The following is a 24,036-nucleotide window of genomic DNA, read 5'->3' on the forward strand; positions in this document are numbered from 1 at the left end:
GCCGGTTTTTCCCCGAGGTGAGCCGCTGCCGCATGCGGGCATGCGAGAAGCCGCCCGGGGACGGTGGTCCGGGCGGCGGGTCAGGGGAGAGGGGTCAGTCGGCCTCGGGGAAGCCGATGGAGAACGCCGCGTCGAGGTCGTGCTTGGAGTAGGCGCGGAAGGCGATGTGCGTCTCGGTGTGCAGCACGCCCTCGACCTTGTTGATGCGCCCGGGGACGACCTCGGCGATCTGCTCGTAGACCGGGACCCGGACCATGGCGAGCAGGTCGTAGTCGCCGGTGATGGAGTAGACCTCGCTGACCCCGTCGATCTCGGCGATCGTCTCGGCGACCTCCGTGATCCGGTCTACCTCGGCATTGATGTGGACGATAGCCGTGACCATGCACCAACTCTATCGGTTCACCGCAAAGGCCGCCCCTCCCGCCCGCGCCCCTGATCGAGGTGCCGGTAGGCGAGGTCGATGCGGGCCTTGTGCCGGGCGGCCCCCTGGGCGGGCAGGCTCCACTCGCCGTCGACCTCCACCAGCCGCACCCCCGGCGACTCCAGCCAGCGCAGGATGCACTCGGTCTCCTCGGCGCTCGCCGCGTGCACCGGACCGGGCCCCGGCAGGACGGATTCCGCCGAGGCCGTGAGCGAGGCCACGAACGGCGTGGGGTGCGCGCCCTTGGCCAGCACCCCCGCCCCGGCCAGCCGCCCGTAGCGGACGACGTGGACGTCCCAGCCGCCGCCGAAGGCCGGGCTCGCGGCCACGAGCTGCGGGATGCGGGTGAGCGCGCTGAGCCGCTGCATGCGGGCCGCCGTGCGGACGAACGAGGCCAGCCGGTCGCGGTCGACCGACGCCTCCTCGTAGCGCTGCTCGACCGACAGCCGCTCCATGCGCGTCGCGACGGCGGCGAAGACCGGCGTCGCGTCGAGGGTCATGGCCCGCCGGGCCGCCTCGGCGTGCGCGGCGTAGTCCTCCGGGCTCTCCCTGCCCTCGCACGGCGCGCCGCAGCGGCCCATCTCGTGCAGCACGCAGGCCGCGCGGCGGGTGCGCGGCCCGAGCGCCTGCGTGCACTGGCGCAGCGGCACCGCCTCGTGCAGCGCGATGCGCGCGTCGTCGGCCTGCCGCGCGCTGCTGAACGGCCCGAGGTAGGTGGCCGCGTCGTCCTTGAGCTCGCGCACGATCGACAGCCGGGGGAACGGCTCGGCCGTGAGCTTGAGCCACACCATCTTCTCGGGGAAGCGGGAGCGCCGGTTGTAGCGCGGCTTGGCGCCGCCGATCAGGCGCAGCTCCCTGACCTCGGCCTCCAGCGCGGTCGCGCAGACGATGTGCCGGACCCGGTCGGCGATCCCGATCATCTCCCGGATGCGCGGCCGGGTCTCGCTCGCCGTGAAGTAGGAGCGCACGCGGTTGCGCAGGTTGGTGCTCTTGCCGATGTAGAGCACCTCGCCCCGCTCGTCCTCGAACAGGTAGACGCCCGGCGCGTGCGGCACGGAGTCGGCCAGGTGGCGCTTGCGCTGCTGCTCGGGCGTCGGCGCGCGGACGAACGACTTGAGCTCCTCCAGCGTGTGCACCTGGAACGATCCCGCCCGCTCGATGAGCCCGTGCAGCACGTCGACCGTGGCCCGCGCGTCCTGCAGCGCCCGGTGGCACGGCTCGACCGGGCTGCGGAAGAAACGGGCCAGCGTCGCCAGCTTGGCGTTGGGCGTCTCGTCGCGGGTGAGCACCCGGCGGGCGAGGTCGACGGTGTCGACCACCGGATTGGCGGGCGGAGGATAGCCGTGGGCGGCGCAGGCGGCCTTGACGAAGCGCGTGTCGAAGCTCGCGTTGTGCGCCACCAGCACCGAGCCCCGGATGAACTCCAGGAAACTCGGCAGCACCGCCTCGATGCGCGGCGCGGCCACCACCATGGCGTCGGTGATGCCGGTCAGCACCGAGATGAACGGCGGGATCGGCCCCCCGGGATCGACCAGCGTGGAGAACTCGCCCAGCACCTCGCCCGCCCGCACCTTGACCGCGCCGATCTCGGTGATCGCGTCCTCCGCGGGCGAGCCGCCGGTCGTCTCCAGGTCGAACACGACGAACGTGACGTCGCTGAGCGGGGTGCCGAGCTCGTCGAGGGTGCCTTGAACCACTTCCACGAACCAAGACCATAGAGAGAGCGACCGACAGGATGGAATAACCATCCCTCTTGGTCGTTCGTTACCCTTCCCTTTATGTCGGCGGGAAGACTCGCCGGCCGCTACTCCCTGCTGCGTCCGCTGGGCGCGGGCGGCATGGGGAAGGTGTGGCTGGCCAGGGACGAGATGCTCGAGCGCGAGGTCGCGGTCAAGGAGCTCACGCTGCCCGAGGGCATGGCGCCCAAGGAGCGGGCCGACTCGGTCAAGCGCGCAGTGCGCGAGGCGCAGGCCACCGCGCGGCTGCGTCACCCCGGCATCGTCGCCCTGCACGACGTGGTGGTCGAGAACGACCGGCCGTGGCTGGTCATGGAGCTGCTGCGGGGCCGCACCCTCGGCGACACCGTCCGCCAGTTCGGGCCCATGCCCGCCGGTCACGCCGCCCGCGTCGGCGCCGAGGTGCTGGAGGCGCTGACGGCCGCGCACGCCCAGGGCATGCAGCACCGCGACGTCAAGCCGGGCAACGTGTTCCTGACCGAGAGCGGCCGGGTCGTGCTCACCGACTTCGGCATCGCCCGCCAGGAGGGCCAGGCCACGCTCACCGAGCAGGGCCTGATGATCGGCTCGCCCGGCTTCATCGCCCCCGAGCGGCTGGAGGGTCTGCCCGGCGGCCCGGCCAGCGACCTGTGGTCACTCGGCGCCACCCTCTACGTCGCGGTCACCGGCGTGCCCGCCTACGAGGGGTCGGCCGCCCAGCGGGTGCAGGCCACGCTGCTGTCGCCGCCGCCGGTCGCGCCCGGCCCGCTCGGCCCGCTGATCGCCGCCATGATGGCGCACCACCCGGCCGCCCGCCCCGACCCGCGGGTGGTCGTGTCCGCGCTGCGCGAGGTCGCCGCCGGCCGTCCGCTTCCCGAGCTGCCGGCCGCCGCCGACGTCACCGTGCCCGGCCGGGTCGCCAGGCGCGGCCGTACCGTGGTGTGGGTCGCGGCGGGGACGGCGCTCGCGGCCGTGCTGGCCGGCGGCGGCTTCCTCGCCGTACGCGGCCTGGGCGGCGGCGACGACGTGCCCGCGGCGTTCACCGCCCCCATGGACGTGTGCACGCTGCTCGCCTCGGAGGAGGTGGGCCGGCTGCTGCTCACCGCCGCCCCGCCCAAGCCGCAGCCCGGCTCCGACGAGGTCGGCCCCAAGTGCGGCTGGCCGATCTCCGGCACGGGCGTGGGGCTGCAGGTGCAGAAGGACTCCGACACCGTCGACCCGTGGTCGATGACCCAGGCCACGGCCCGCACGCTGTTCCAGAACCAGAAGCGTTACTGGGGCAAGTACACCAGCGTCGACTGGACCTGGCCGGAGATCGGCGTCAAGACCTCCAGGAAGGCCACGCTGACGCCGGTGCGGCAGATCGGCGGGGTCGGCGAGGAGGCGTTCGGCTTCGAGCTGAAGGGGCCCACCGGCCGGGTGCACTCCGCGCACGTCTACTACCGGCTGGCCAACCTCGTCGTCAGCGTCGAGTACTCCACCCTGTCCGACCGGCCCACGGACGAGGACGTCCGGCAGGCGGCGCTGAAGGCCGCGCGGGCGAGCGAGCAGGCGTTGCGCCATGCCGCATGACCTCTACCTGCTGGCCGGCCGCTACCGGCTGATCGAGCGGCTCGGCCAGGGCGGCGCGGGCACCGTGTGGCGGGCCATCGACGAGATGCTCGACCGGCAGGTCGCCGTCAAGCAGGTACGCGTACCCGACGGCCTCACCCCGCACGCGCGGGCGCAGTTCACCGGCCGGGCCATCCACGAGGCCCGCTCCGCGGGCCGGCTGCGCGACCCGGCGATCGTGCTCGTGCACGACGTCGTGCTGGAGGGCCACCAGCCGTGGATCATCATGGACCTGGTCACCGGCCGCTCGCTCGACCAGCTCGTCAGGGAGCGGGGCCCGCTGCCGCCCGGGGCCGTGGCCAGGATCGGGTTGCGGGTGCTGTCGGCGCTGGAGGTCGCGCACGCCCACGGCCTGCTGCACCAGGACGTCAAGCCGGGCAACATCCTGCTCGACGCGGACGGCTCGGCCATGCTCACCGACTTCGGCATCGCGGCCCCCATGGGCGGCCCGGGAGACGTGACGGGCAGCGCGGGCTCGCCCGGCTACATGGCCCCTGAACGCCTCAACGAGCAGCCCTCCGGCCCCGCGTCCGACCTGTGGTCGCTCGGCGCGAGCCTCTACACGGCGGTGGAGGGGCGGGCGCCGTTCGAGCGCGACCTGCCCGCCGCGGTGGCGGCGGCGGTGCTGCTGCACGACCCGCCGTTCCCGGCCAGGGCGGGGCGGCGGCTCGGCGGCCTGCTGATGGCCATGCTCGCCAAGGATCCCGCCGCCCGGCCCACCGCGCCGCAGATCAGGCAGGCGCTCACCGCCCTGGCCGACGCCGCCGCCGAGCCGCGGGGCCGCCCGCGGTGGCTGCTGCCCGCCGCGCTCGCGGCCGCCGTCGTTCTGCTGGGCGCCGGCGGATGGTACGCCGTCTCTGTTGTGCGCCCGCAGCCCGACACCGGCCGGTACGCCGCCGCGCCCGACCCGTGCACGCTGCTGACCGACGCCCAGGCCGCGGAGCTCATGAAGGTCACGCCGGTGCGCAACGCGACCCGGCCGGGGGAGTGCCAGTGGATCGTGCGCGAGGAGCCTGGGCGCACGCTCACCGTACGGGCCTGGGCGGAGAAGCCGGACGGCGACCTCGGCGGGCCGCAGGTGGCGCAGCGGCGCTTCGCCAGCGAGAAGGCCACCAGGGCCGCGGGCAAGGGCCAGGAGGGGCGCGACGTGCGCGGCGGGGTGTCCGAGGTGCCGGGGATCGCGGAGTCGGCCATCCTCCAGAACAGCTTCACGTTCTACATCAACACCAACAAAAGCGGCCGATCCGACAGCGTGCTGCTCTTCCGGACGAGTAACCTGCTCGGCGAAGTGGTGTGGCACCGTGACGACGTCCCGGCATCGAGAGCGGCGGACAAGGAGACGGCCGTCGCCGCGGCGCGACTGGTGGCCGCGGCCCTGGACAGATGACCCGCGCCGTGACAAACGTCGCAAGCATCGTGCGAGGGGTGTGACTAGCATGTTCTCCCGCAAGTCAGGGCGACCCCAGGAGTCCCAGTGAACCCCGGAAACGCGTACGAGCCGCCGGCGACCCCGTACCCGTCCGGGGGGCGGGACGACGACCCCGGCGACAACCCGCCACCCGGCTCCCCGAGCACCCCGGTCGGGCCTCGGGACGGGTACGGTCCTCCGCTGGGGTACGGGGCGCAGGGCGGGCCCTATGGTTCGCAGAACGGGCCCCAGGTGCAGCAGGGTGGACCCTACGGTTCACAGGACGGGTCGTATGGTCCGCAGGGCTGGCAGCCGATGAGCCCAGGGGCCGGCGTCCCGGGCGGGCCCCCATCCCCGCCCGGCGGGAGCGCCCACCCGGGCCCGCCCCCGCCCGCCATGCCACCGCAAGCCCCTTACGGCTCACCTCAAGGCCCTTACGCCCCTTCCCAGGGGCCGTCCTATGCCTCACCGCCTCAGGACTCATCTCCGCAGACCCCGTCTTACGGCCCTCAGGGTCCGCCCTACGCCTCGCCTACGGACCCGTCTCTTGAGGGCTCGCCTTACGGGCCTCCGCAGGCCCCGTTTCAGGGGCCCGGTCAGGGCGCGCCTCCCCAGGGTCCGTCCTACGGCTCCCCTCAGGGCCCGCCGCCGCAAGGCCCGCCGTCCTACGGACCGCCCCCTCCTGGGATGCCCCCGCAGAACTCGCAGCCGCCGAACTCTCCGTTGCCGGGCCCGCAGTCCCCGAATGCGCAGCCCTGGGACGGGCAACCGAGGAACCAGGAGGCGCCCGGCCCTCAGCCGCCGGCCCCGCACTCGCCGGGCGGGCAGCCGTGGGGTGCTCAGCCGCCTGGACCGTACTCGTCGGGTGAGCAGGCGATGGGGCCCCAGCCGCCTGGACCGTACTCGTCCGGTGAGCAGGCGGCGGGCCCCCAGCCGCCGGCCTCGCACGCGCCGGGCGGGCAATCGTGGGATGCCCAGCCACCGGGACCCCACTCGCCGGGTGGGCAGTCGTGGGGTTCGCCGCAGATGCCGTCCACGGCGCCCACGGTGCCGCAGCCCCCGTCGGTGCCGGGTCCGGGGCGGCGTGGGTGGTTGATGCCGGTGTTGGCCGCCGGCGTGGTGGTGCTCGTGGCGGCCGGGGGCGTGGGCGTGTTCGTGCTCACCTCCGGCGAGGCGCCCGTGGGCTCGGGGGACGCCGATGGCAGGCCGGCGGCGTCCTCGTCGGCCTCCGCCGCCTCCGGCGCGAAGGGCCCCGACGTGTGCGGCATGCTCCCCAAGGAGGAGGCCGACCGCCTGGTGCCCGGTGCGACCGTCGCCAAGTCCTCCCGCGACGGCGAGTTCACCGTCGACTTCGGCTGCAACTGGGTCAACCGCCGCATCTCGTTCGGCGAGTACTGGCGCAGCAGGGAGATCGACGTCAAGATCGCCCAATACCGCGGCGAGGGCGCCAAGACCGGCCGCAGCCAGGCCCAGAACGCCTACGAGGCGGAGTACCGCGGCGGCAAGTACGCCGCCACCGCCAAGCCGTCCCTGGACCCCGGCGGGAAGGAGTACATCTCCCCGATCAAGGACATCCCCGGCGTCGGCGAAGGCGCGTTCGCCCAGTACACGTGGCGGCGCGACAAGCTCCTGTGGTATTCGTTCGGCACCGCGAACGCCCGCGTCGGCGACTTCACCATCAAGGTGAAGTTCCAGGCCGACCAGCAGAAGAAGGACGCCCAGATCCTGTCGAGCGAGACCCGGCAGTCGATCACCGAGGCGAACGCGCTGCGCGAGGTCAGCGGCCTGGTCGCGTACTTCGCCAAGGGCGTGGCGGCCTGGCAGGCGAAGAACCCGAACGTGCTGGCCGAGGCCGACGAGCCCGCCGTCACCTCCTCGCCCAGCCCGAAGCCGTCGGCCTCGCCGACCGTGCTGGCCGCGTTCCCCGCGTTCTGCACGGCCGTCGGCGCGAAGGCCACCGAGCTGGTGCCGAGCCCCACGACGCGGGCGCGCGGGCTGGAGGAGGGCGGCGACAGCCAGACCGAGTGCCGCTGGCTCAACCTGGACCTGCCGGGCGACGACGCGGACACGAAGAAGATCCGCAGCGTGCTGATCACCGTGCACCGTTTCAGCGACCGTACCGGCCAGGCCGACGAGAGCGGCGCCAAGTCCTACTACGCCACCCAGCGCGGCGGCGACAAGAACATGGCGGGCGCGTCCATGGGCGGCATCACCTGGGGCGAACTGGTCGATCGCAAGGACCTGGGCGACCAGGCGTACCAGCAGTTCGTGCAGACCAGGCACAGCGACGTGGCGGCCTCCAGCGGCTCGGTGCTCATGCGCAAGGGCGCGGTGGTCGTACGCGTCGACTACTCCGGCCACCAGCGGCCGAAGGACGCGGCCACGAACTCGCCGAAGGTCCGGCTCATGTCCGAGAAGGAGGCCATGGGCGGGGTGCTGCAGATGGCCAGGACGTTCATGACGGAGATGACCAGACGCCCGGTCGGGAGCTGACGCGGCGGTCAGGCGGGGGCGTCGCGCAGGCGTTCGACCCGTACGCCGCGCAGCAGCAGCTCCGCCACCACCGCCGCGGCCACCAGGCTGAGCAGCAGCGCGGCGCCCACGACGAGCGCGACGGGCGCCGCCGCCACGTGGTGCGGCAGCGGCGGCGTCACCGGCGCCACGGCGAACTGCGGGATCCGGCCGAGCGCCGCCCAGGCCGCGAGCAGCCCGGCCGCCAGCCCGGCGAACGTGCCCGCGGCCACCGTGATCACCTGTTCCAGCAGCAGCGCGATCCGCAGCGCCGCCACCCTGGCGCCCGCCGCCTCCAGCGCGGCCAGCTCGTAGCCGCGTCTCCTGGCCGCCGTGTGCAGGGCGAGCACGGTCCGCCCGAGCGCGAGCGCGGCGGCGGCGAGCGCGGAGACCAGCAGCAGCAACAGCGCCAGCCCCGGCCCCTGCCCGGCGAAGGACGCGGTCAGCTCCGTCACGGTCCGCCGCGACACCACCGACAGCCCCTGGCGTTCCAGCTCGCGTTCCAGCGCGGCGGTGTCGGACAGCCGGGTCCACACCTGGTGGACGCCCTTCTCGTGCACGCCGTACGCGATCCGGTCGGCCTGCTCCAGATCCATGACGACGCCCGCGTCGGTCAGGCCGGGCCCGGCGGCCGAGGTGACGGCGGCGCGCACCGGCGTGGCGTAGCCGCTGTCCAGGCCCGGCACCGCCTTCCTGCCGACCGGTCCGACGGAGACGGCGGCAGGCTCCGGCGCGTACGTGTCGGGGCGCAGCGTCTGGTTGCCGGTGTCGGTGACGACGAACGAGCCGTCGCGCGCGTCAGGGTCCTCGTCCACCCGCCACGCGGGCAGCTCCAGCGACCGCCATTGGCCCTGGTCGCGTACGGCCATTCCGGCGACGGTCACCCGTACGAACGCGGACTGGGCGTACTCGGGCGGCGGCACCGGCTCCCCGCGGAAGGCGCGCAGCTCGCACGCCGCGCGGGCGCAGGCGGGCGGCAGGTTCCAGGCGCGCGTCCCCGACGTGCCGGACAGCTCGCCGAGCGGGAGCTGCGCGGGCCGCAGCGTGCCCGGCACGCGGAACACCGCCGACAGCCGGATCCGCCAGCCCTCCGGCGGCGGGTCGTGGCGGAGCCGGACGCGGAACCGGTCGCCGCGCACCCACACGCGCGGCGTACGCGGCCCCTCCAGCGCTGCGGCGGCCTGCTCCAGCGACGTGCCCCCGGCCAGCTCGGGACGCCAGGCCGCGCCGATCGCGGCCAGCCGCGCCGGGTCGGTGGCGACCAGCTGCGGCGGCCCCGGCACCGTGATCACGGGCGCGGCGGTCCGGCCGCCGGGGTCGGCGGCGGCCACGGCGGCGATCAGCTCGCGCGGCTCGACCGGCCGCACGGTGATCGCCGTGGCTGCCCCGTTGTGGAACCTGGCCGTCTCCGCGTAGTCGCCCGACGTGGCGCTCCACGCCGACACCGCGAACGTGGCCAGCCCGAACGCGGCCCCCAGCACCACCACGCTGCCCGCCGTGACCGGCCCCCGCGCCACCTGCCGCAGCGCCAGGAACGGCCCGAGCCCGCCCCGCCTGCGGGTCACCGCGAACAGCCGCCGGGTGAGCACCGGCAGCGCCCGCCCGGCCAGCAGCGCCACGCCGAGCGCGATCAGCCCCGGCACCGCCATCGCGCTCGAACCGCGTCCCGAGACGTCGGTGAGCACGCCGGCGGCCAGCAGCTCGACCAGCCCCAGCGCGGTGATCGCCAGGACCACGGCGTCCAGCACCCAGCCGCGCGCCGAGCGGCGCGGGGTGCGCCGCCACTCCTCGGTGACCGGCCGGGTGGCCACCCGCCAGGCGACCGGCCCGGCGGCCAGCAGCCCGCCCAGCATGGCCGCCACCCCGGCCAGCGCGGCCGTGAGCGGGAAGGCCACGGGGATGCCGGGCGGCAGCAGCGCGCGGATCATCGCGCCCGCGGCGACGTGCCCGGCGAACAGCCCGAGCGGCACTGCGGCGGCCAGCAGCAGCAGCGGCTCGGCCAGCGCGAACAGCCACACCCGCGTCCGGCGCAGGCCGCGCAGCCGCGCCAGCGCGATCTCCGGCCCGCGGGCGCGTACGAGGTCGCCGACGGTCTGGAAGAGCAGCATCCAGCCGAGCGCGACGAGCTGGGCGATCACCAGGAGCGTCGGGACGCCGAGCGCGTCGGCGTTGGCGGTCATGACCTTGAGCGTGTCGGCCAGCCGGGAGTAGACGATGACCCGGCTGTCGCGGCCCGCCGCCTCGGCCGCGGCCTGCATGGCGCTCAGCCGGTCGAGGTCGGCGCCGTCGAGGCGGGCGGGGTCGATGCCGATGACCGCGTAGTCGGTCCAGCCGCCCGGCGCGTCGGCCGAGCCGATGGTGACGCCGGAGTTGACGATGTACGTGTCGAGCCGCGTCTCCGGCACCGTGAACAGCGCGTCGGCCTTGTCCGAGCTCGGCTCGCCGGTGGGGGAGAACAGCGTCCGGCCGAACCAGAACGGGTCGGCCGCCGAGCCGGGCCGGTAGAGCCCGACCACGGTCAGCGGCGCGGACTCGCGCCCCGTGGTGCCGGAGCCGGTCTGCATGACCGTCGTCAGCTCGACGGTCTCGCCCACCTCGAACCCGGTCGCCTGGCTCGCCATCACCTCGCCGCCGGCGCGCGGGCAGCGGCCCTCGGCGAGCGTCAGGTGCGCGCACTGCCCGTCCTGCCACACCAGCGAGAACGCCCGCTCGTCGTCACGCCGGCCGCTGGTGAGCTCCAGGCCGTAGATCGGCTTGGTGGTGAAGTCCGCGCCCGCCGTGAACGCCGCCACCTTGGCCTCGATGTCGCCCTCGGTGGTGGTGTAGCGCCAGCCGCGGCCCTCGACCGGGGCCGCCGCGAGCGCCTCCCGGGCGATGGTGGTGCGGGCGGCGGCGGCGTAGATCGGCCCGACGGCCGCCGAGGCGATCGGGACGATCGCGATGAGCAGCACGACCAGCGAGAGCGTGCGGCGTTCCCAGAGACCGCGCAGGATCACGGTTCGGCCCTCCGCAGCGCGATGCCGTCCTCCAGCTCCTCGATCCTGGCCATGGAGCCGGGCGGCAGCAGATGGTGGTATTCGGGCGGCACCTGCACGGCGCCCTCCCTGCCGACGACCACGAAGTCCTCGCCGCGCCGGCCCTCCGCCCCGACCCGGCCGTCCCTGATCGTCACCGTACGGTCCAGCGCCTCGCCCACGGCCGGGTCATGGGTGACCACGACGGCGGTCGTGCCGTCACCGGCGGCGTCCCGGACGAGCTCGATCACCCGCCGCCCGGACTCCTCGTCGAGCTGGCTGGTGGGCTCGTCGGCGAGCAGCAGCCTGGGGGCGTTGGCCAGCGCCACGGCCAGCGCGAGGCGCTGCTGCTCACCGCCCGACATCCGGCCCGCCGGGCGGTCGGCCGCGTCCGCCAGGCCGACCCGGGCCAGCAGCTCGCGCGCCCGCCGCCGGTCCCGGCGTACAGCGCGCTGGGCGAAGGCGATGTTCTGGGCGGCGGACAGGTGGCCGATGAGGTTGCGCGCCGGGTTCTGCAGCACCATGCCGATGTGCGTGGCCCGCAGCCGGTCCAGCCTGCGCTGGTCGAGCCGGCCGAGGTCCGCGCCGTCCAGCCACAGGCGGCCCGCGCTCGGCCGCAGCAGCCCGGCAAGCAGCCACAGCAGGGTCGACTTGCCCGCGCCCGACGGCCCGAGCAGCGCGACCGTCTCGCCCGCGCCGATGGTCAGGTCGACGTCGCGGAGCGCGACGACCTCGACGTCCTGCGCCCGGTAGATCTGTACGACGCCGTCGCACCTGACGAGGCTCACCGGCCCCTCCTCGCCCGCCTGGAGGAGGCGGCCAGCGCCCGCAGCTCGATCACCCGGTCGCAGCGCTCGGCCACCTCCGGGTCGTGGGTCGCCAGCACCACCGTGGTGCCCTGCGCCGCGATCGCGAGCAGCTCGTCCAGGACGAGGGCGCGATGCGTGGCGTCCTGCTCGGCCGTGGGCTCGTCGGCCAGCAGCACCCGGGGCCGCAGCGCCAGCGCCCGCGCCACCGCCACCCGCTGCTGCTGGCCTCCGGACAGCTCCTCGACCAGGTGGTCGGCGAACCGCGCCACCCGCAGCCGGTCCAGCGCCTCCGCCGCCAGCCGCATCGCCTCGCGCGGGGGCCGGCCCGCCGCCCGCAGCGCGACCTCGACGTTCTCGGCCGCCGTGAGCAGGCTCAGCAGCCCGTACGACTGGAAGACCAGCGCCAGCCCGGCCCGCAGCTCCGGCTGCTCGTCCAGGGGGACGCCGCCGGCCAGCACCCGGCCCGCGGCGGGCGGCAGCAGCCCGGCCAGCGTGGTGAGCAGCGTCGTCTTCCCGGAGCCTGACGGACCTATGAGCGCCACGCGCTCGCCCGGCTCGAACTCCAGGGTGAGATCCTCGATGATCGTACGCCCGCCGGCCCGGCAGCTCAGTGTGCGGCAGGCGAGCGCGGGTCCTGGCGACACCCGCGGATCATCTCTTGACCAGTGATCTCCGTCAACGGTTAATACGGCTGCAACTCGGTTGCAAGTGGGCCAAATACCGTTATGTCTGCAAGCACTTGAGCCGCGGGACCTGATTTGTCCAACACAGGGGCATGGACAAAACAACGAGGTCACGCGGCTCTCCCTTTTCTCCCGCGGTACGGGCTCGCGCGGCGGCATGCTGGACCGGCTCACCTGGGCTCGGTGTCGGCCCACTCGGCGCTCGGTCCGTCAACCGGTCTGGCGGCCCGCTTGTTCACCCATCCCGCCGGCTGCTCGGTGGCCCGTCTGCCGGCCTTACCAGGAACGGCTCCAGCAGGTCCGGGGCCGCCCGCGCGGCAAGCTCCAGCCCGTCGCCGCGGCCCACGTCCAGGACCTCGTAGTGGCCGTCACCCGCGGCGGTGGTGGCCGAGACCGTCACCAGGCCGGCCCGCCGCTGGAAGAACGATTCGGTGATCGTCCAGCCCGAGATGCCCGCCCGCTCCAGCGCGACCGTACGCCGGACCAGCGCTCCGTGGCGGGTCACCAGATGCCGCCCGGCGAGGGCGTGCCCGAGACTCCGCGCCCCCGTCACGGCGCCCCACCAAGCCACTGGCGCCGCCATCGCCGGCACCGCCCACACCCAGGCCCGCATCCAGGGCTGCGGCCACGGCACCGACCAGGACACCACGCCTGCGACGGCGGCGAGCACCACCACGACCACGACCGCGCGCACGACCCGCCGCCGCTGTGCCGCGGGCGGATGCCGTACCAGTCCGGCCCCCGCATCCGTGCCGGCGTTCGCCCTCGCGATGGCGTCGGCCAGGCGCCAGGCCAGAGGGCGAGGAAGTGGTGGGGTGAGCGCGCCGACGTCCTCGCTCTCGCTGTCGGCGGCCTTGCCGAGTCCGGTGGCGATCGCCTTGACGCGCGCCCCGCCGCCCAGCCGGAGCAGCAGCGGTTCGCTGACCTCCACCCCGCGCAGCCGCCGCTCCTCCAGCGTCAGCGAGCGGGTGGTGAGCAGGCCGCGTCGCAGCCGGAGCCGTCCCGGCTCCCGGTCGAGCCGGTAGCGCCCCCACGACTCGGCGAACAGCAGCACCGCCCCGAGCGCTCCCACGGCGACGTTGGCGGTGAGCAGCAGGACGACTGCGGGCAGCGGATGAGCGGTCACCCAGTCCCACACCGGCCCGGCCGCCTGTTCTGCCAGGTCCTCCAGTCCCAGCCGCTCCGCCGCCTTGTAGGCCACGCCCAGCACCACCGCCGCCCCGGCGAAGGTCCACACCGTCAGCGGCGCGTACCGGACCCACGACCACCGCAGCTCGGCCAGCGGCGCGTCGCGATCCACCTCCTCGCCGGACTGCTCGTCCGCCGCCGCGCCGCGCAGCAGCGTACGGCGCAGCGTCTCGGCGTCGTTCCTGGTCAGCGGGTCCAGCGTCAGCTCGTCGCCGTCGGCCACGCGCTCGCCGGTGCCGACCTTGACCACGGTCAGCCCGAGCAGCCGCAGCACCGGGTCGGCCCGCAGGTCCACGCTCCGCACCCGGTCGCGCGGGATCGCGCGGGCGCGCCGCACCGCGATGCCGGATCGCAGCTCCAGCCGCTCGCCGGTCAGCCGCCAGCGCGTGGACCTGAGCCGGGCCACGTCGTACGCCGCCACGCCTCCCACGATGAGCACCGCCGCCGCCGCGCACGCCGTGACCAGCCCCCAGGTCGGCCACCCGGCGCCGGTGAACAGGCGCACCAGCCCGATCACGGCGGGCGCCACAAGCGCCAGCGACTTCACCGCCGACGCCACGACCGACCGCCCGGCCAGCGCCCGCCAGCCGCCTTCCTCCGCCGACCGCCCGTCAGAGAACTGCCACCCGGCCTCGGCGGCCGGGCCTCCAGTCGCCGTGGGCGCCTGGGCGTCGTTCGCAGCGTGGCCGGCTTTGGTTTCGTACACGGAGTGCTCTGGGGGCAGTTGTCCCCTGGGCTGGTCCGGGGCGGTCATGTCGCGTCTCCGGGAGTGGCCTGGGTGCGGGCGGTCAGGCGTTCGGCCAGGTCGGCGGCGAGCTGGTGGTCGAGAGCCGCGATGGTGATCGCGCCCGCCGACGAGGCCGTGGTCACCGTCACGTCAGCCAGCCCGAACAACCGCTGCACCGGCCCCCGCGCGGTGTCGATCCGCTGGATGCGTGACATGGGCGCCACCTGCCAGGTGTGCGTCAGCCATCCCTTGCGCGTGTAGACGGCGTCGTCGGTGACCTCCCACCGCTCGACCCGGTAGTACGCCCGTGGCGCGGCGACCGCCAGCGCCAGGCAGCCCGCCCCGAACGCCGCCACGACGAGCCCCAGCCACACCGGCCGGTCGGTGAACGTCCAGTAGGCCCAGCCCGCCGCCGCGGCCACCGGCACCATGAGGATCAGCCACTGCACCGTCCACCACGCGACCGCTCGCGGATCGGCCCGGTTGCGCGGCGGGCGTATCGACGTCCCTGTCACCTGCCCTCCTCCTCCTGCGTACGTGACACCGTGTCCGCGACGGCGAGCAGCACGAAGCCGAGCACGCCGATCACGATGGCCGCGAACACCTCGTGCCCCCGCAGGAACCCCAGATGGTTGGCCACGAGCAGCCGCTCGGTCCACGGCCACAGGCCGAGCAGCGAGTTGCCCAGGCCGGCCACGCCCTGGAGGAGCAGCAGCCAGCCGAGCACCGTCAGCACCGTTCTCACGGGACCAAGGCTCGCCCGCCGGCCGCCCGGCCCGCATCGTCCGCAGGTCTCGCACGGTATCGACTTTGGTCGCTATCGGCGCGACCTCGGCAGGGCCTAACCTCGATGAACGTGAGCGACGTGCGCGTGGAGGACGGGCCGGTGCCCGAGTACCGATGGGTGCTGCCCTCGGTGCTGCTCGGCGACGGCAACGAGGGCCGACCGGTGCGCCGCTCCACCCGCGACTGGATCGTGGACATCGCGATCTTCCTGGTCGCCTGTGGCATCACGCTGCTCGCCCTGTCCGAGGTGCAGGACGAGCCGGAGCCGCTCCTGCTCACCGAGCAGATCGTGGGCGCGCTCTCGTGCGTGTCGGTGTGGCTGCGCCGCCGCTGGCCGGTGGCGCTCGCGCTGGTCATGCTGGTGCTCTCGACCTTCCTGGAGCTGGCCGGCGGCGCGGGGCTGGTGGCGCTGTTCACCGTGGCGGTGCACCGGCCGTTCAAGGTCTCCGGGCCGATCATGCTGCTCCACCTCCTGACGATCCCGCCGTACATGTGGATCAGGCCGCAGGACGACATGGAGCCGCTGGAGTGGGGCGTCCTGCTGTCGGCCCTGCTGCTGACCGTCTGCGCCTGGGGCATCGTCGTACGGGCCAGGCGCCAGCTCATCTGGTCGCTGCGCCAGCGCGCCGCGAGCGCCGCCGAGGAGGCCAAACGGCTCGAACGCGAGCGCATCGCCAGGGAGATGCACGACGTGCTCGCCCACCGCATCTCGATGCTCAGCCTGCACGCCGGCGCGCTGGAGTTCCGGCCGGACGCGCCCGCCGCAGACATCGCCCGTGCGGCCGGGGCGATCCGGACCAACGCCCACCTCGCCCTGCAGGACCTGCGCCAGGTGATCGGCGTGCTGCGCCATCCCCGGTCCGAGGGCGGCGACGACCAGGTGCCCGACCGGCCGCAGCCCACGCTCGCCGACCTGCCGTCGCTGGTCGAGGAGTGCCGCCAGGCCGGCATGGACGTACGGCTGGAGCAGCGGGCGGGCGACGCGCCGGACGGGCTGGGCCGCAACGTCTACCGCATCGTGCAGGAGGCGCTCACCAACGCGCGCAAGCACGCCGCCGGGCAGCCGGTCACCGTGACCGTTGCCGGTGCCCCGGGCTCGGAGCTGTCGGCGGAGGTCCGCAACCCGCTCGGCGCCCGCCATCTCCCTCGCATCCCGGGCGCACGGGCAGGGCTCATCGGGCTGGCCGAACGGGCGGAGCTGGCCGGCGGCCGGTTGGAGCACGGCCCGACGCCGGAGGGGGAGTTCGTGGTGCGCGTCCGGCTGCCATGGCCAGAAGAGGCGGCGGGGGAGACGGTGGAGCAGGTGGCGGGGGCGGCCGGGCAAGTGGCGGGGGAGAGGCATTGATCAAGGTGCTCGTGGTCGACGACGACGCGATGGTGCGTGCCGGCCTGTCGATGATCCTGGGCGGTGCCGGTGACATCGCCATCGTGGGCGAGGCCGCGGACGGGGCGGAGGTGCCGCCGCTGGTCGCCGAGCACCGGCCGGACGTGGTGCTCATGGACATCCGCATGCCGGCCGTGGACGGCCTCACCGCCACCGAGGCGCTGCGGGCGACGGCTGCGCCGCCCGAGGTGGTGGTGCTGACCACGTTCCACGCCGACGCGCAGGTGCTGCGGGCGCTGCGGGCGGGGGCGGCCGGGTTCCTGCTCAAGGACATCGCCCCCGCCGACCTGGTGCAGGCGATCAGGAAGGTCGCGGCGGGCGAGCCGATCCTGTCGCCCGCCGTGACGCGGCAGCTCATCACGCACGTCTCCGACGGCGGCGCGGGGGAGCGCACCGCGCGGGCCCGTCGGCTGCTCGCCCGGCTCAGCGAGCGCGAACGGGAGGTGGCGATGGCCGTGGGGCAGGGCCGTTCCAACGCCGAGATCGCGAGCGAGCTGTACATGAGCGTGCCCACGGTCAAGGCGCACGTCTCGCGCATCCTCACCAAGCTGGCACTCAACAACCGGGTCCAGGTGGCGCTGCTGGTCTACGACGCGGCGGCCTGACCCGGCCGGCGGGCCGGGTCAGGTGGTGAGGAGTTGTTCGATCGTCGCCCGGTGCAGGACGAGGTCGTCGGGGTCGTCCGGATCGGGCTGCTCGCCGAAGTGGACCCTGCGCTGCCAGATCCTGGCCATGATGATGCCGTGGCGCAGGGCCGCGTACATCTCGTAGAAACCCATGTCGCGCGGCTCGTGGCCGGTCAGTTCGCGGTAGGTGCGGCAGACGTCCTCGGTGCGCATGAAGGCCGGCATGCCGGGCAGGCCCATGGCGACGGTGAGGTCCTGGAAGAAGCGGTGCAGGAAGATCATCCAGGAGAGGTCCAGCTCGCGCGGCCCCACCGCGGCCATCTCCCAGTCGAGCACCGCGACCGGCACGAAGTCCCTGAACATCAGGTTGCCGATGCGGGCGTCGCCCCAGAGCAGCACGTCCGGGCCGGGCTGTTCCGGCCAGTGCGCCTCCAGCCAGGCGAAGGCCCGTTCCAGCAGCGGGATGGGACGTCTGCCGTGCGCCCACCGGTAGTAGGCGTACTGGGCGTCCACGTGCGCGCGCAGGCCCGATGGTCCGAAAAGGGCCAGCTCGTCCGGGGTGAACGGGGTCCGGTGCAGCGCGGCCACGACGCCCACGCTGGCCTCCTGCAGCCGGCGCTGGTCCTCGGGGGCGGCCTCGCACAGCCAGCCGCCGAACGTGTACGGCAGCACGTCCGGCGGCACCAGCCCCTCGGCCCGCTCCATGACGAAGAACGGGGAGCCGAGCGGCGCGGGGTCCGGCTCGAACCAGAGCGTCCTGGGCGCTGGAATCCCAGCTTTTTCCCTGGCCAAACGCATGATCTCGAACTGCGACCGCAGATCGTAGTCGGGAAAGACCGGAACCGCTTCCCCCGCAGGTGCCAGCCGTGCCACGCAGCGGGTACGCCGCCCCTCCCAGGTCGCGGTGAAGAACAGGGTCTCGCTCGACATGCCGTTGTCGGTGGGGCGCTCCAGCTCCGACACGGAGGCGTCCTTGCCGACCTTGCCGCGCAGCCACGCGGTCACCTGCTCACGGAGTTCGTGGAGGTCACGGGTGGAAGTACGCATCTGCTCCGTCACGGTCGGCCTCCCGGGTGCACACCTGCCGTTCACCTGTCGTACACCCCCGACCAAGCGCTCGTCCATACACAGGCGGCCGTTACGGTCAGGTACGCGGCAGCCGTACCCTTGTCTGAAAGGGCATGTCACGAAGGGACAAGTGGGATGAGTTCAGCGGGTGAAGGCTTGTCTCGCCCGCTCCCCGAGCAGGTACGGCTCAACGTCGTGGACCTGGCGGCCACCGTTCTCGGGACACTGCCCGCTGTCTCCATCCCGCCGCCGCTGCGCGGGATCGCCAAGTTCGAGGCGCGCAAGAGGGCCAAACTGGGCAGCGCGCCCATCGCCGCGCAGCTGGAGAACGACAAGAAGTTCCGCGAGCTGGTCGCCGAGTCGGTGGCCGCGGGCTGGCCCGAGCTGGTCGCCTCGCTGGCCGACGGCCAGATCCCGCCCGCGGCCGACCCCGTGCTGGTGGCCGCGGCCGCCTACCTCACCCGGCCCCCCGGCTGGGAGGAGATGATCGAGCTCGCCCGGAGCGATCTCCAGCAGTCCGCCGCGGCGGCCGAGGGCTCCGAGCGCGAGGAGGTGGTCTCCCGGCTGCGCGAGCAGCTCGCCGCGCAGAAGAGCGCCGCCAAGGAGGAGTCCGACCGGCTGCGCGAGCAGCTCAAGGCCGCCCGCGCCGAGAACTCCGACCTGCGGCGCAAGCTCCACGACGCCCGCGAGCGGGCCAAGGCCGCGCTCGCCAGGACCGAGGAGATGGAGCGCGTGGCCGAGGAGGCCCGCACCGCCGCCGTGGCCGCGGGCAGCGCGGGCGAGTCCGAGCTGCGGCGGCTGCGCGAGCGGCTGGCCGACGTCGAGAAGCAGCTCGAAGCCTCGCGCCGGGCCGCCCGCGAGGGCCGCAGCCTGGAGGACGCCCGCATCCGGGTGCTGCTCGACGCCCTGCAGGACGCCTCGGCCGGGCTGCGCAGGGAGCTCGGCCTGCCGGCCACCATCAGCCGGCCCGCCGACTCGGTCGCGGCCCACCCCGGCGAGCGGCCGGGCGTGCGCGGCGTGCCCGCGCGAGCGCTGGCCGACGACGACCCGCAGCTGCTCGACCAGCTCCTCGCGATCCCGCAGATCCACCTCATCATCGACGGCTACAACGTCACCAAGACCGGCTACGGCACGCTCACCCTGGCCGACCAGCGCAACCGGCTCATGACCAACCTCGGCGGGCTGGCCGCGCAGACCAGGGTCGAGGTGACCGTCGTCTTCGACGGGGCCGAGCTCAACGCCCCCGTGCAGGTCGTCGCGCCGCGCGGGGTGCGGGTGCTCTTCAGCGACCCCGGGGAGATCGCCGACGACCTCATCCGGCAGCTCGTCCGGGTCGAGCCGCCGGGGCGGGCCATCGCCGTCGTGTCCTCCGACCGCGAGGTGGCCGAATCGGTGCGGCGGATGGGAGCCAGACCGGTTCCGTCTGCTCTGCTGTTGCGCCGGCTTGGTCGCGCCTAGATTACGAATTTAAGGTTTTACCCATTGAGGTGAGACCTCACCCGCCACTTCTGTACTATTCGCCCCAGATGTTTACCCTGGGAGGCGACGCAGTGAGGTTTGGCCGGGTACCGGTGGCCGCGGGGATCGCGTTCGGACTGGTGCTTACTCCCACCGGGGCCGCGATCGCCGATCCCAAACCCACGCTCGCTCAGGCCAAGGCCAAGCTGGAGAAGCTCAACGACAAGGCGGACAAGGTCGTCGACCGCTACAACACGGCCACGGAGCGGTACAAGAAGGCGAAGTCCAGCTACACGGACCTCGACAACAGCTACAAGCGCAAGCTGGCCACCGTCGCCGACCTGCGCGCCCAGGTGATCAGCATGGCCGTCGACAGCTACCAGCTCGGCGGCGACGTCACGTCCCTGCCGGGCTTCCTCGGCGCCGACAACCCCGACGACTTCCTCGCCCGCCTCGCGCTGACCGGCCAGATCTCCAAGGAACGGGCCGAGAAGCTGAGCGCCTTCGACCGGGAGAACCGCGGGCTCAAGACCGAGCGGGACAAGGCGGAGAAGGCCCTGGAGGCGGCCGACAAGGAGCGCGACGGGGTCCAGAAGGAACGCGCGGAGATCCTCAAGCTGATCGCCCAGCAGAAGAAGCTGCTGGAGAAGCTGAACGCCTACAACCCAGGCAACCCCAACAGCACCGGCATGAAGTACACCGGCTCCGCGTCGGGCAACGCGGCCTCGGTGCTGCGCTTCGCCTACGCGCAGATCGGCAAGCCGTACGTGTTCGGCGGGACGGGCCCGGGCGGCTACGACTGCTCCGGCCTGACGCAGGCGGCCTGGCGGGCCGCGGGGGTCTCGCTGCCGCGTACGACGTGGCAGCAGTGGGCCTGGGGGGCGAACCGCCGGGTGAGCCTGGACGCGCTGCAGCCCGGGGACCTCATCTTCAGCGAAGGACTGGGGCACGTCAGTATCTACGCGGGCAACGGGCAGATCGTTCACGCGCCGCAGACAGGCGACGTCGTGAAGGTCGTCAAGCTGTCGGCCTACGGGCGGCGGCTCGTGGGCGCCATCCGTCCCTGAGGCCGTCCGTACGTCCTCCCGCGCCGGCGACGCGGTGCCCTGTTATCGCAGTGAAAACTGTGACGAAAGTGACAAATCGCCCCTTACTGGACCCTGTCCTGAGAAGTGTGAGTATGGTCACATTCCGGTAACGGAGCCCGGTCGCCGAGCAGGAGTTTCGATCCTGACTCGACCCCTTGTCTGATCTTGACAAGCCGTCGTCCGCTTTGCCGATTCGTGACGTGTCGGCGTAGCTTCTGGCGTCGCGGTGACACGCCATGTCGCCCGCAGAATCCGCCGGTCGCCTCCCGTACATCCCCATGAGAAAAACCTCGACGGGGCGGCGACCTGCCGAATCCGTGCAGCCAGGAGGCACGGAGCCGGGGAACCACCGATCCCCCTCCCTAGGGGATCAGGGGTGAATCGGCGCTGTTCGCACGCGCCGTAGGGCTACTTCCAGGCCCGAATCCGTCAGCTAACCCGGTAGGCGTTCGTGGAAGTCTCAAGGAGAAATCCTGTCTACCTCCCCGCATAACCCCCGTCTGTCCCGTCTTGCCCTGAGTGGCGCGGCGCTCACCATGACCGTGACGGCCGGAGGTGTGGTCCTCCACGCCCCGGCGGCTCAGGCGGCGACCACGAGCGACGCGGCCACGACCTCCACGACCTCGGTGCAGACCAGCACGAAGTCGTCGAAGTCCGCCAAGGCCGTCAAGACCGCCAGGTCGGCCAAGGCGCGCAAGGTCGCTCGGCAGCAGGCGAAGGCTCACCGGGCCGTCGCCGTGGCCAAGAACCAGATCGGGGACCCGTACCGCTACGGCGGCACCGGCCCCGGCTCGTTCGACTGCTCCGGACTCGTCCAGTACGCCTGGAAGAAGGCCGGAATCAGGCTCCCGCGCGTGGCGAGCAGCCAGTTCGCCCGCACCCGGACGAAGGTCTCCTGGAAAAAGCTCAAGCCAGGCGACCTGATGTTCTTCAACGGGCTCGGCCACGTAGGCATGTACGTCGGCAAGGGCAAGATGATCCACTCGCCCAGGACCGGCGAACGGGTACGTATCGACAAGCTGAGCGGATGGCGTAAATCGTCGTTCGTCGGCGCGGTCCGTCCCGGTATGTGACCACAGCCCCGCCCCGATCCCCGTACGGGATCGGGCGGGGCTGTCGCCTTTTCCCACCCCGGGCACCCGTCCGGCCCGGCTACCGGAACCGTCGGCTTCACCTCCGGCCTTCGGCCCGGAGGTGAAGCCGACCAGCTCGCTCTCTTGCAGCCGGGGCCAGGCGCTTGCCGGTGGCCACCGGATGCCGGATCTTCGTCACGAAGAACAGATGCGGGTGCAGCACGAAGACGGAATGCCCGCCGGACCTGATATCGCTGCACTCGCCCATGACCCAACCGTAGGATTACCCAGTGCAGCTGCGGTACTCCTTTCGGATCGACCCGACCCCCGGCCAGCGCCTTGCGCTCGCGCGGGCGTTCGGGTGCGCCCGGGTGGTGTTCAACGACGCGGTCGCGCTGCGCAATCACGTCCACCAGCAGGGCTTGCCGTTCGTCACCGACGCGGAACTGTCCCGCCTGGTGATCACCCAGGCGAAACGGACACCGCAGCGCTCCTGGTTTGGCGAGGTGTCTGCGGTGGTGCTTCAGCAGGCGCTGTCCGACGCCTGTGCGGCGTTCCGGAACTTCTTCGCCTCCAGGTCCGGAACGCGCAAGGGGCCCGCGCTGGGGCCGCCGCGTTTCCGGTCGCGCAAGGACAACCGGCAGGCGATCCGCTTCACCCGCAACGCGCGTTTCGCTATCACCCCGGCCGGCAAGCTGCGGCTGCCGAAGATCGGTGATGTGGCGGTGTGCTGGTCACGCAGCCTGCCGTCCGAGCCCTCTTCTGTCACCGTGGTCAGGGATGCCGCCGGGAGGCATTTCGCTTCTTTCGTGGTCGAGGCCGCCCAGACTCCTTTGCCCGCGATCGAAGCCGAGACCGGGATCGACCTGGGCCTGACGCATTTCGCGGTGCTGTCGGGCGGACGGAAGATCGACAGCCCGCGGTTCCTGCGCCGAGCGGAGAAGAACCTCAAGCGGGCGCAAATTGCCCTGTCACGCAAGGAGAAAGGCAGCAAGAACCGGGCCAAGGCCCGGGTGAAGATCGCCCGCCGGCATGCCGAGGTCGCCGACGCGCGCCGCGAGTTCCACCACCAGTTGTCCACGAAGCTGATCCGCGAAAACCAAGCGATCTATGTGGAGGATCTGGCGGTCAAGGGACTGGCACGCACCAGGCTGGCCAAGAGCGTGCACGATGCGGGCTGGGCATCGTTCATCGGTATGGTGGAGTACAAGGCGAAGCTGTACGGCCGGACGTTCGTGAAGGTCGGCAGGTTCTTCCCCTCCTCCAAGCTCTGTTCGGCCTGCAGAGCGTTGGCCGGGCAGATGCCGCTGGCCGTACGGAAGTGGACCTGCCCTTGCGGGGTTACCCACGACCGGGATGTCAATGCCGAGATCAACATCCGTGCCGAAGGACGTCGGATCGTCGCCGCTGGACGGAAACCCGTGCCTGAGATGGGCGGGAAGCGGAGACGGAAAACGCCTGCGGAGACCGGTGAGACCCTCTCGCCCGCCCATCCGGGGCGAGCGAGGGGGCACGGTCGATGAAACAGGAAGCCACAGAAGTGCCGCGTGACACCAGGCGGCACAGGCTGAATCCTCGGCGATCACGCCGGGGAGCGCGTCAACATCGAGCATCGTGTCCGACCAGGTGAGCCGACGCCGACGAGCCGCCCCGGCGGCTCTCCTCCTGGCGCCGCTCCTCGTCGCTCTCGCCCTCGTCCCGATCGCGGACGCTCCCGCGCCGCTCGCGGGCGCGCGTGCCCTGTGGCCAGGGGAGTCCGTCACCGTCCGTGGGACACGGTCCGTGATCATCGCCCCGGCCACGTCCGCCTCGTCCGTGTCGCTGGCCGAGCTGGCGCGGCTGGCCGACACGGCCGCGCTCCGCGTCGGAACGGTCCTCGGCGAGCCCGTACGCCCGCTCGTCGTCGTCCCCGCCTCCGCCGCCGAGGCGGCCCGCCTGGCCGGGACCGGCCCGATCGAGGGCCTCGCCGCGCTCGCCGACGGCGACCGGGTGCTCGTCGTCCCCGAGGTCTTCGCCCGCCTCAACCCCACCGGCAGGGACGTCGTCCTGGCGCACGAGCTCACCCACGTCGCCGCCGGCACCGACCGCCTCCCCATCTGGCTGTACGAGGGTTTCGCCGACTACGTCGGCTACCGCGACTCGGGACTGCCCGTACGGACGGCCGCCGCCGAACTGGCGGACGAGGTGCGCGCGGGACGCCTGCCCGCCGCACTGCCCGGCCCCGCCGCCTTCGCCGCCGACGGGAACGACCCGGCGCGGCTCGCGCGGGCGTACCAGGAGGCCTGGCTGGCGTGTCGCTTCCTCGCCGACCGCTTCGGCGAGGGGACTCTGGTACGCCTCTACCGTGAGGCCCGGGTGGACGGCGCCGACCGGGCACTCGCCGGGCTCGGGCTCTCCACGGCCACGCTGACGGCCCGCTGGCGCGCGTACGTGCGCGAACAGCTCGCGTGAGAGCGTGAGAGCGTA

The 24,036-nt window shown here is 73.1% G+C and carries 19 protein-coding genes and 1 riboswitch; of the genes, 10 read left to right on the plus strand and 9 right to left on the minus strand.

The annotated features are described in order from the left end of the window. Positions 1-94 precede the first annotated feature (94 nt). Both AC27IY_RS25360 and AC27IY_RS25365 read right to left on the minus strand, forming a co-directional pair. Positions 95-382 (minus strand): Lrp/AsnC family transcriptional regulator, encoded by a 288-nt coding sequence (locus AC27IY_RS25360; protein WP_329580808.1) that lies wholly within the window; start codon positions 380-382, stop codon positions 95-97. Between the two features lie 17 nt (positions 383-399). Then, positions 400-2,124 (minus strand): DEDD exonuclease domain-containing protein, encoded by a 1,725-nt coding sequence (locus tag AC27IY_RS25365; RefSeq protein WP_487179368.1) that lies wholly within the window; start codon positions 2,122-2,124, stop codon positions 400-402. A 75-nt stretch (positions 2,125-2,199) separates the two neighbouring features. Here AC27IY_RS25365 and AC27IY_RS25370 point away from each other — a divergent pair, with 75 nt between their 5' ends. From AC27IY_RS25370 to AC27IY_RS25380, 3 genes are all read left to right on the plus strand, one after another. Continuing rightward, on the plus strand, positions 2,200-3,708 hold the full coding sequence (locus AC27IY_RS25370) for a serine/threonine-protein kinase (RefSeq protein WP_423452807.1): 1,509 nt from the start codon (positions 2,200-2,202) through the stop codon (positions 3,706-3,708). Next, on the plus strand, positions 3,698-5,134 hold the full coding sequence (locus AC27IY_RS25375) for a serine/threonine-protein kinase (protein WP_487179369.1): 1,437 nt from the start codon (positions 3,698-3,700) through the stop codon (positions 5,132-5,134). Before AC27IY_RS25370 ends, AC27IY_RS25375 begins: the two co-directional genes overlap by 11 nt. 1,116 nt (positions 5,135-6,250) lie before the next feature. After that, complete coding sequence (locus AC27IY_RS25380) at positions 6,251-7,648, plus strand: hypothetical protein (protein WP_487179370.1); 1,398 nt, start codon at positions 6,251-6,253, stop codon at positions 7,646-7,648. Positions 7,649-7,656: 8 nt separating this feature from the next. Here AC27IY_RS25380 and AC27IY_RS25385 read toward each other — a convergent pair whose 3' ends face one another. The 6 genes from AC27IY_RS25385 to AC27IY_RS25410 all read right to left on the minus strand — a co-directional run bounded on the left by AC27IY_RS25385 (position 7,657) and on the right by AC27IY_RS25410 (position 14,832). Continuing rightward, positions 7,657-10,662: an FtsX-like permease family protein gene (locus tag AC27IY_RS25385; protein WP_487179371.1), complete on the minus strand. Its 3,006-nt coding sequence runs from the start codon at positions 10,660-10,662 to the stop codon at positions 7,657-7,659. Beyond that, positions 10,659-11,468 (minus strand): ABC transporter ATP-binding protein, encoded by an 810-nt coding sequence (locus AC27IY_RS25390; RefSeq protein WP_364445677.1) that lies wholly within the window; start codon positions 11,466-11,468, stop codon positions 10,659-10,661. Before AC27IY_RS25390 ends, AC27IY_RS25385 begins: the two co-directional genes overlap by 4 nt. Continuing rightward, positions 11,465-12,133, minus strand: a complete 669-nt coding sequence (locus AC27IY_RS25395; RefSeq protein WP_487179372.1) for an ATP-binding cassette domain-containing protein — start codon at positions 12,131-12,133, stop codon at positions 11,465-11,467. The genes AC27IY_RS25390 and AC27IY_RS25395 overlap by 4 nt, the downstream gene beginning before the upstream one ends. A gap of 274 nt (positions 12,134-12,407) precedes the next feature. Continuing rightward, the gene (locus AC27IY_RS25400) at positions 12,408-14,066 is read right to left on the minus strand and encodes a PH domain-containing protein (RefSeq protein WP_487179373.1); all 1,659 of its coding nucleotides are present in this window, start codon (positions 14,064-14,066) and stop codon (positions 12,408-12,410) included. A 44-nt stretch (positions 14,067-14,110) separates the two neighbouring features. Further along, positions 14,111-14,602 carry a PH domain-containing protein gene (locus AC27IY_RS25405; RefSeq protein WP_344214647.1) on the minus strand — a complete coding sequence of 164 codons (492 nt, stop codon included), beginning with the start codon at positions 14,600-14,602 and terminating at the stop codon, positions 14,111-14,113. Then, the gene (locus AC27IY_RS25410; RefSeq protein ID WP_423452801.1) at positions 14,599-14,832 is read right to left on the minus strand and encodes a hypothetical protein; all 234 of its coding nucleotides are present in this window, start codon (positions 14,830-14,832) and stop codon (positions 14,599-14,601) included. The genes AC27IY_RS25405 and AC27IY_RS25410 overlap by 4 nt, the downstream gene beginning before the upstream one ends. Before the next feature lie 111 nt (positions 14,833-14,943). Between AC27IY_RS25410 and AC27IY_RS25415 the strand changes: the two genes are divergently transcribed. After that, positions 14,944-16,218 (plus strand): sensor histidine kinase, encoded by a 1,275-nt coding sequence (locus AC27IY_RS25415; RefSeq protein ID WP_487179374.1) that lies wholly within the window; start codon positions 14,944-14,946, stop codon positions 16,216-16,218. Then, positions 16,215-16,862: a response regulator gene (locus tag AC27IY_RS25420; RefSeq protein WP_344214652.1), complete on the plus strand. Its 648-nt coding sequence runs from the start codon at positions 16,215-16,217 to the stop codon at positions 16,860-16,862. Before AC27IY_RS25415 ends, AC27IY_RS25420 begins: the two co-directional genes overlap by 4 nt. An 18-nt stretch (positions 16,863-16,880) precedes the next feature. On the opposite strand, the gene AC27IY_RS25425 is transcribed toward AC27IY_RS25420, so the two are convergent. Then, the gene (locus tag AC27IY_RS25425) at positions 16,881-17,942 is read right to left on the minus strand and encodes a phosphotransferase family protein (protein WP_487179375.1); all 1,062 of its coding nucleotides are present in this window, start codon (positions 17,940-17,942) and stop codon (positions 16,881-16,883) included. Between the two features lie 144 nt (positions 17,943-18,086). On the opposite strand from AC27IY_RS25425, the gene AC27IY_RS25430 reads away from it, so the two are divergent. From AC27IY_RS25430 to AC27IY_RS25450, 5 genes are all read left to right on the plus strand, one after another. Then, positions 18,087-19,409: an NYN domain-containing protein gene (locus AC27IY_RS25430; protein WP_423452798.1), complete on the plus strand. Its 1,323-nt coding sequence runs from the start codon at positions 18,087-18,089 to the stop codon at positions 19,407-19,409. Positions 19,410-19,549: 140 nt separating this feature from the next. Continuing rightward, positions 19,550-20,476, plus strand: coding sequence for a C40 family peptidase (locus AC27IY_RS25435; RefSeq protein ID WP_371250308.1), 927 nt, complete (start codon positions 19,550-19,552; stop codon positions 20,474-20,476). A gap of 318 nt (positions 20,477-20,794) precedes the next feature. After that, positions 20,795-20,960: riboswitch (cyclic di-AMP (ydaO/yuaA leader) on the plus strand. Between the two features lie 73 nt (positions 20,961-21,033). Beyond that, positions 21,034-21,570, plus strand: coding sequence for a C40 family peptidase (locus AC27IY_RS25440; protein WP_364445656.1), 537 nt, complete (start codon positions 21,034-21,036; stop codon positions 21,568-21,570). A gap of 290 nt (positions 21,571-21,860) precedes the next feature. Further along, positions 21,861-23,093: an RNA-guided endonuclease InsQ/TnpB family protein gene (locus AC27IY_RS25445; protein ID WP_487179376.1), complete on the plus strand. Its 1,233-nt coding sequence runs from the start codon at positions 21,861-21,863 to the stop codon at positions 23,091-23,093. Between the two features lie 259 nt (positions 23,094-23,352). After that, positions 23,353-24,021, plus strand: coding sequence for a hypothetical protein (locus AC27IY_RS25450; protein WP_487179377.1), 669 nt, complete (start codon positions 23,353-23,355; stop codon positions 24,019-24,021). The last annotated feature ends 15 nt before the right edge of the window (positions 24,022-24,036 follow it).

The organism is Nonomuraea sp. B208, from assembly GCF_057536035.1.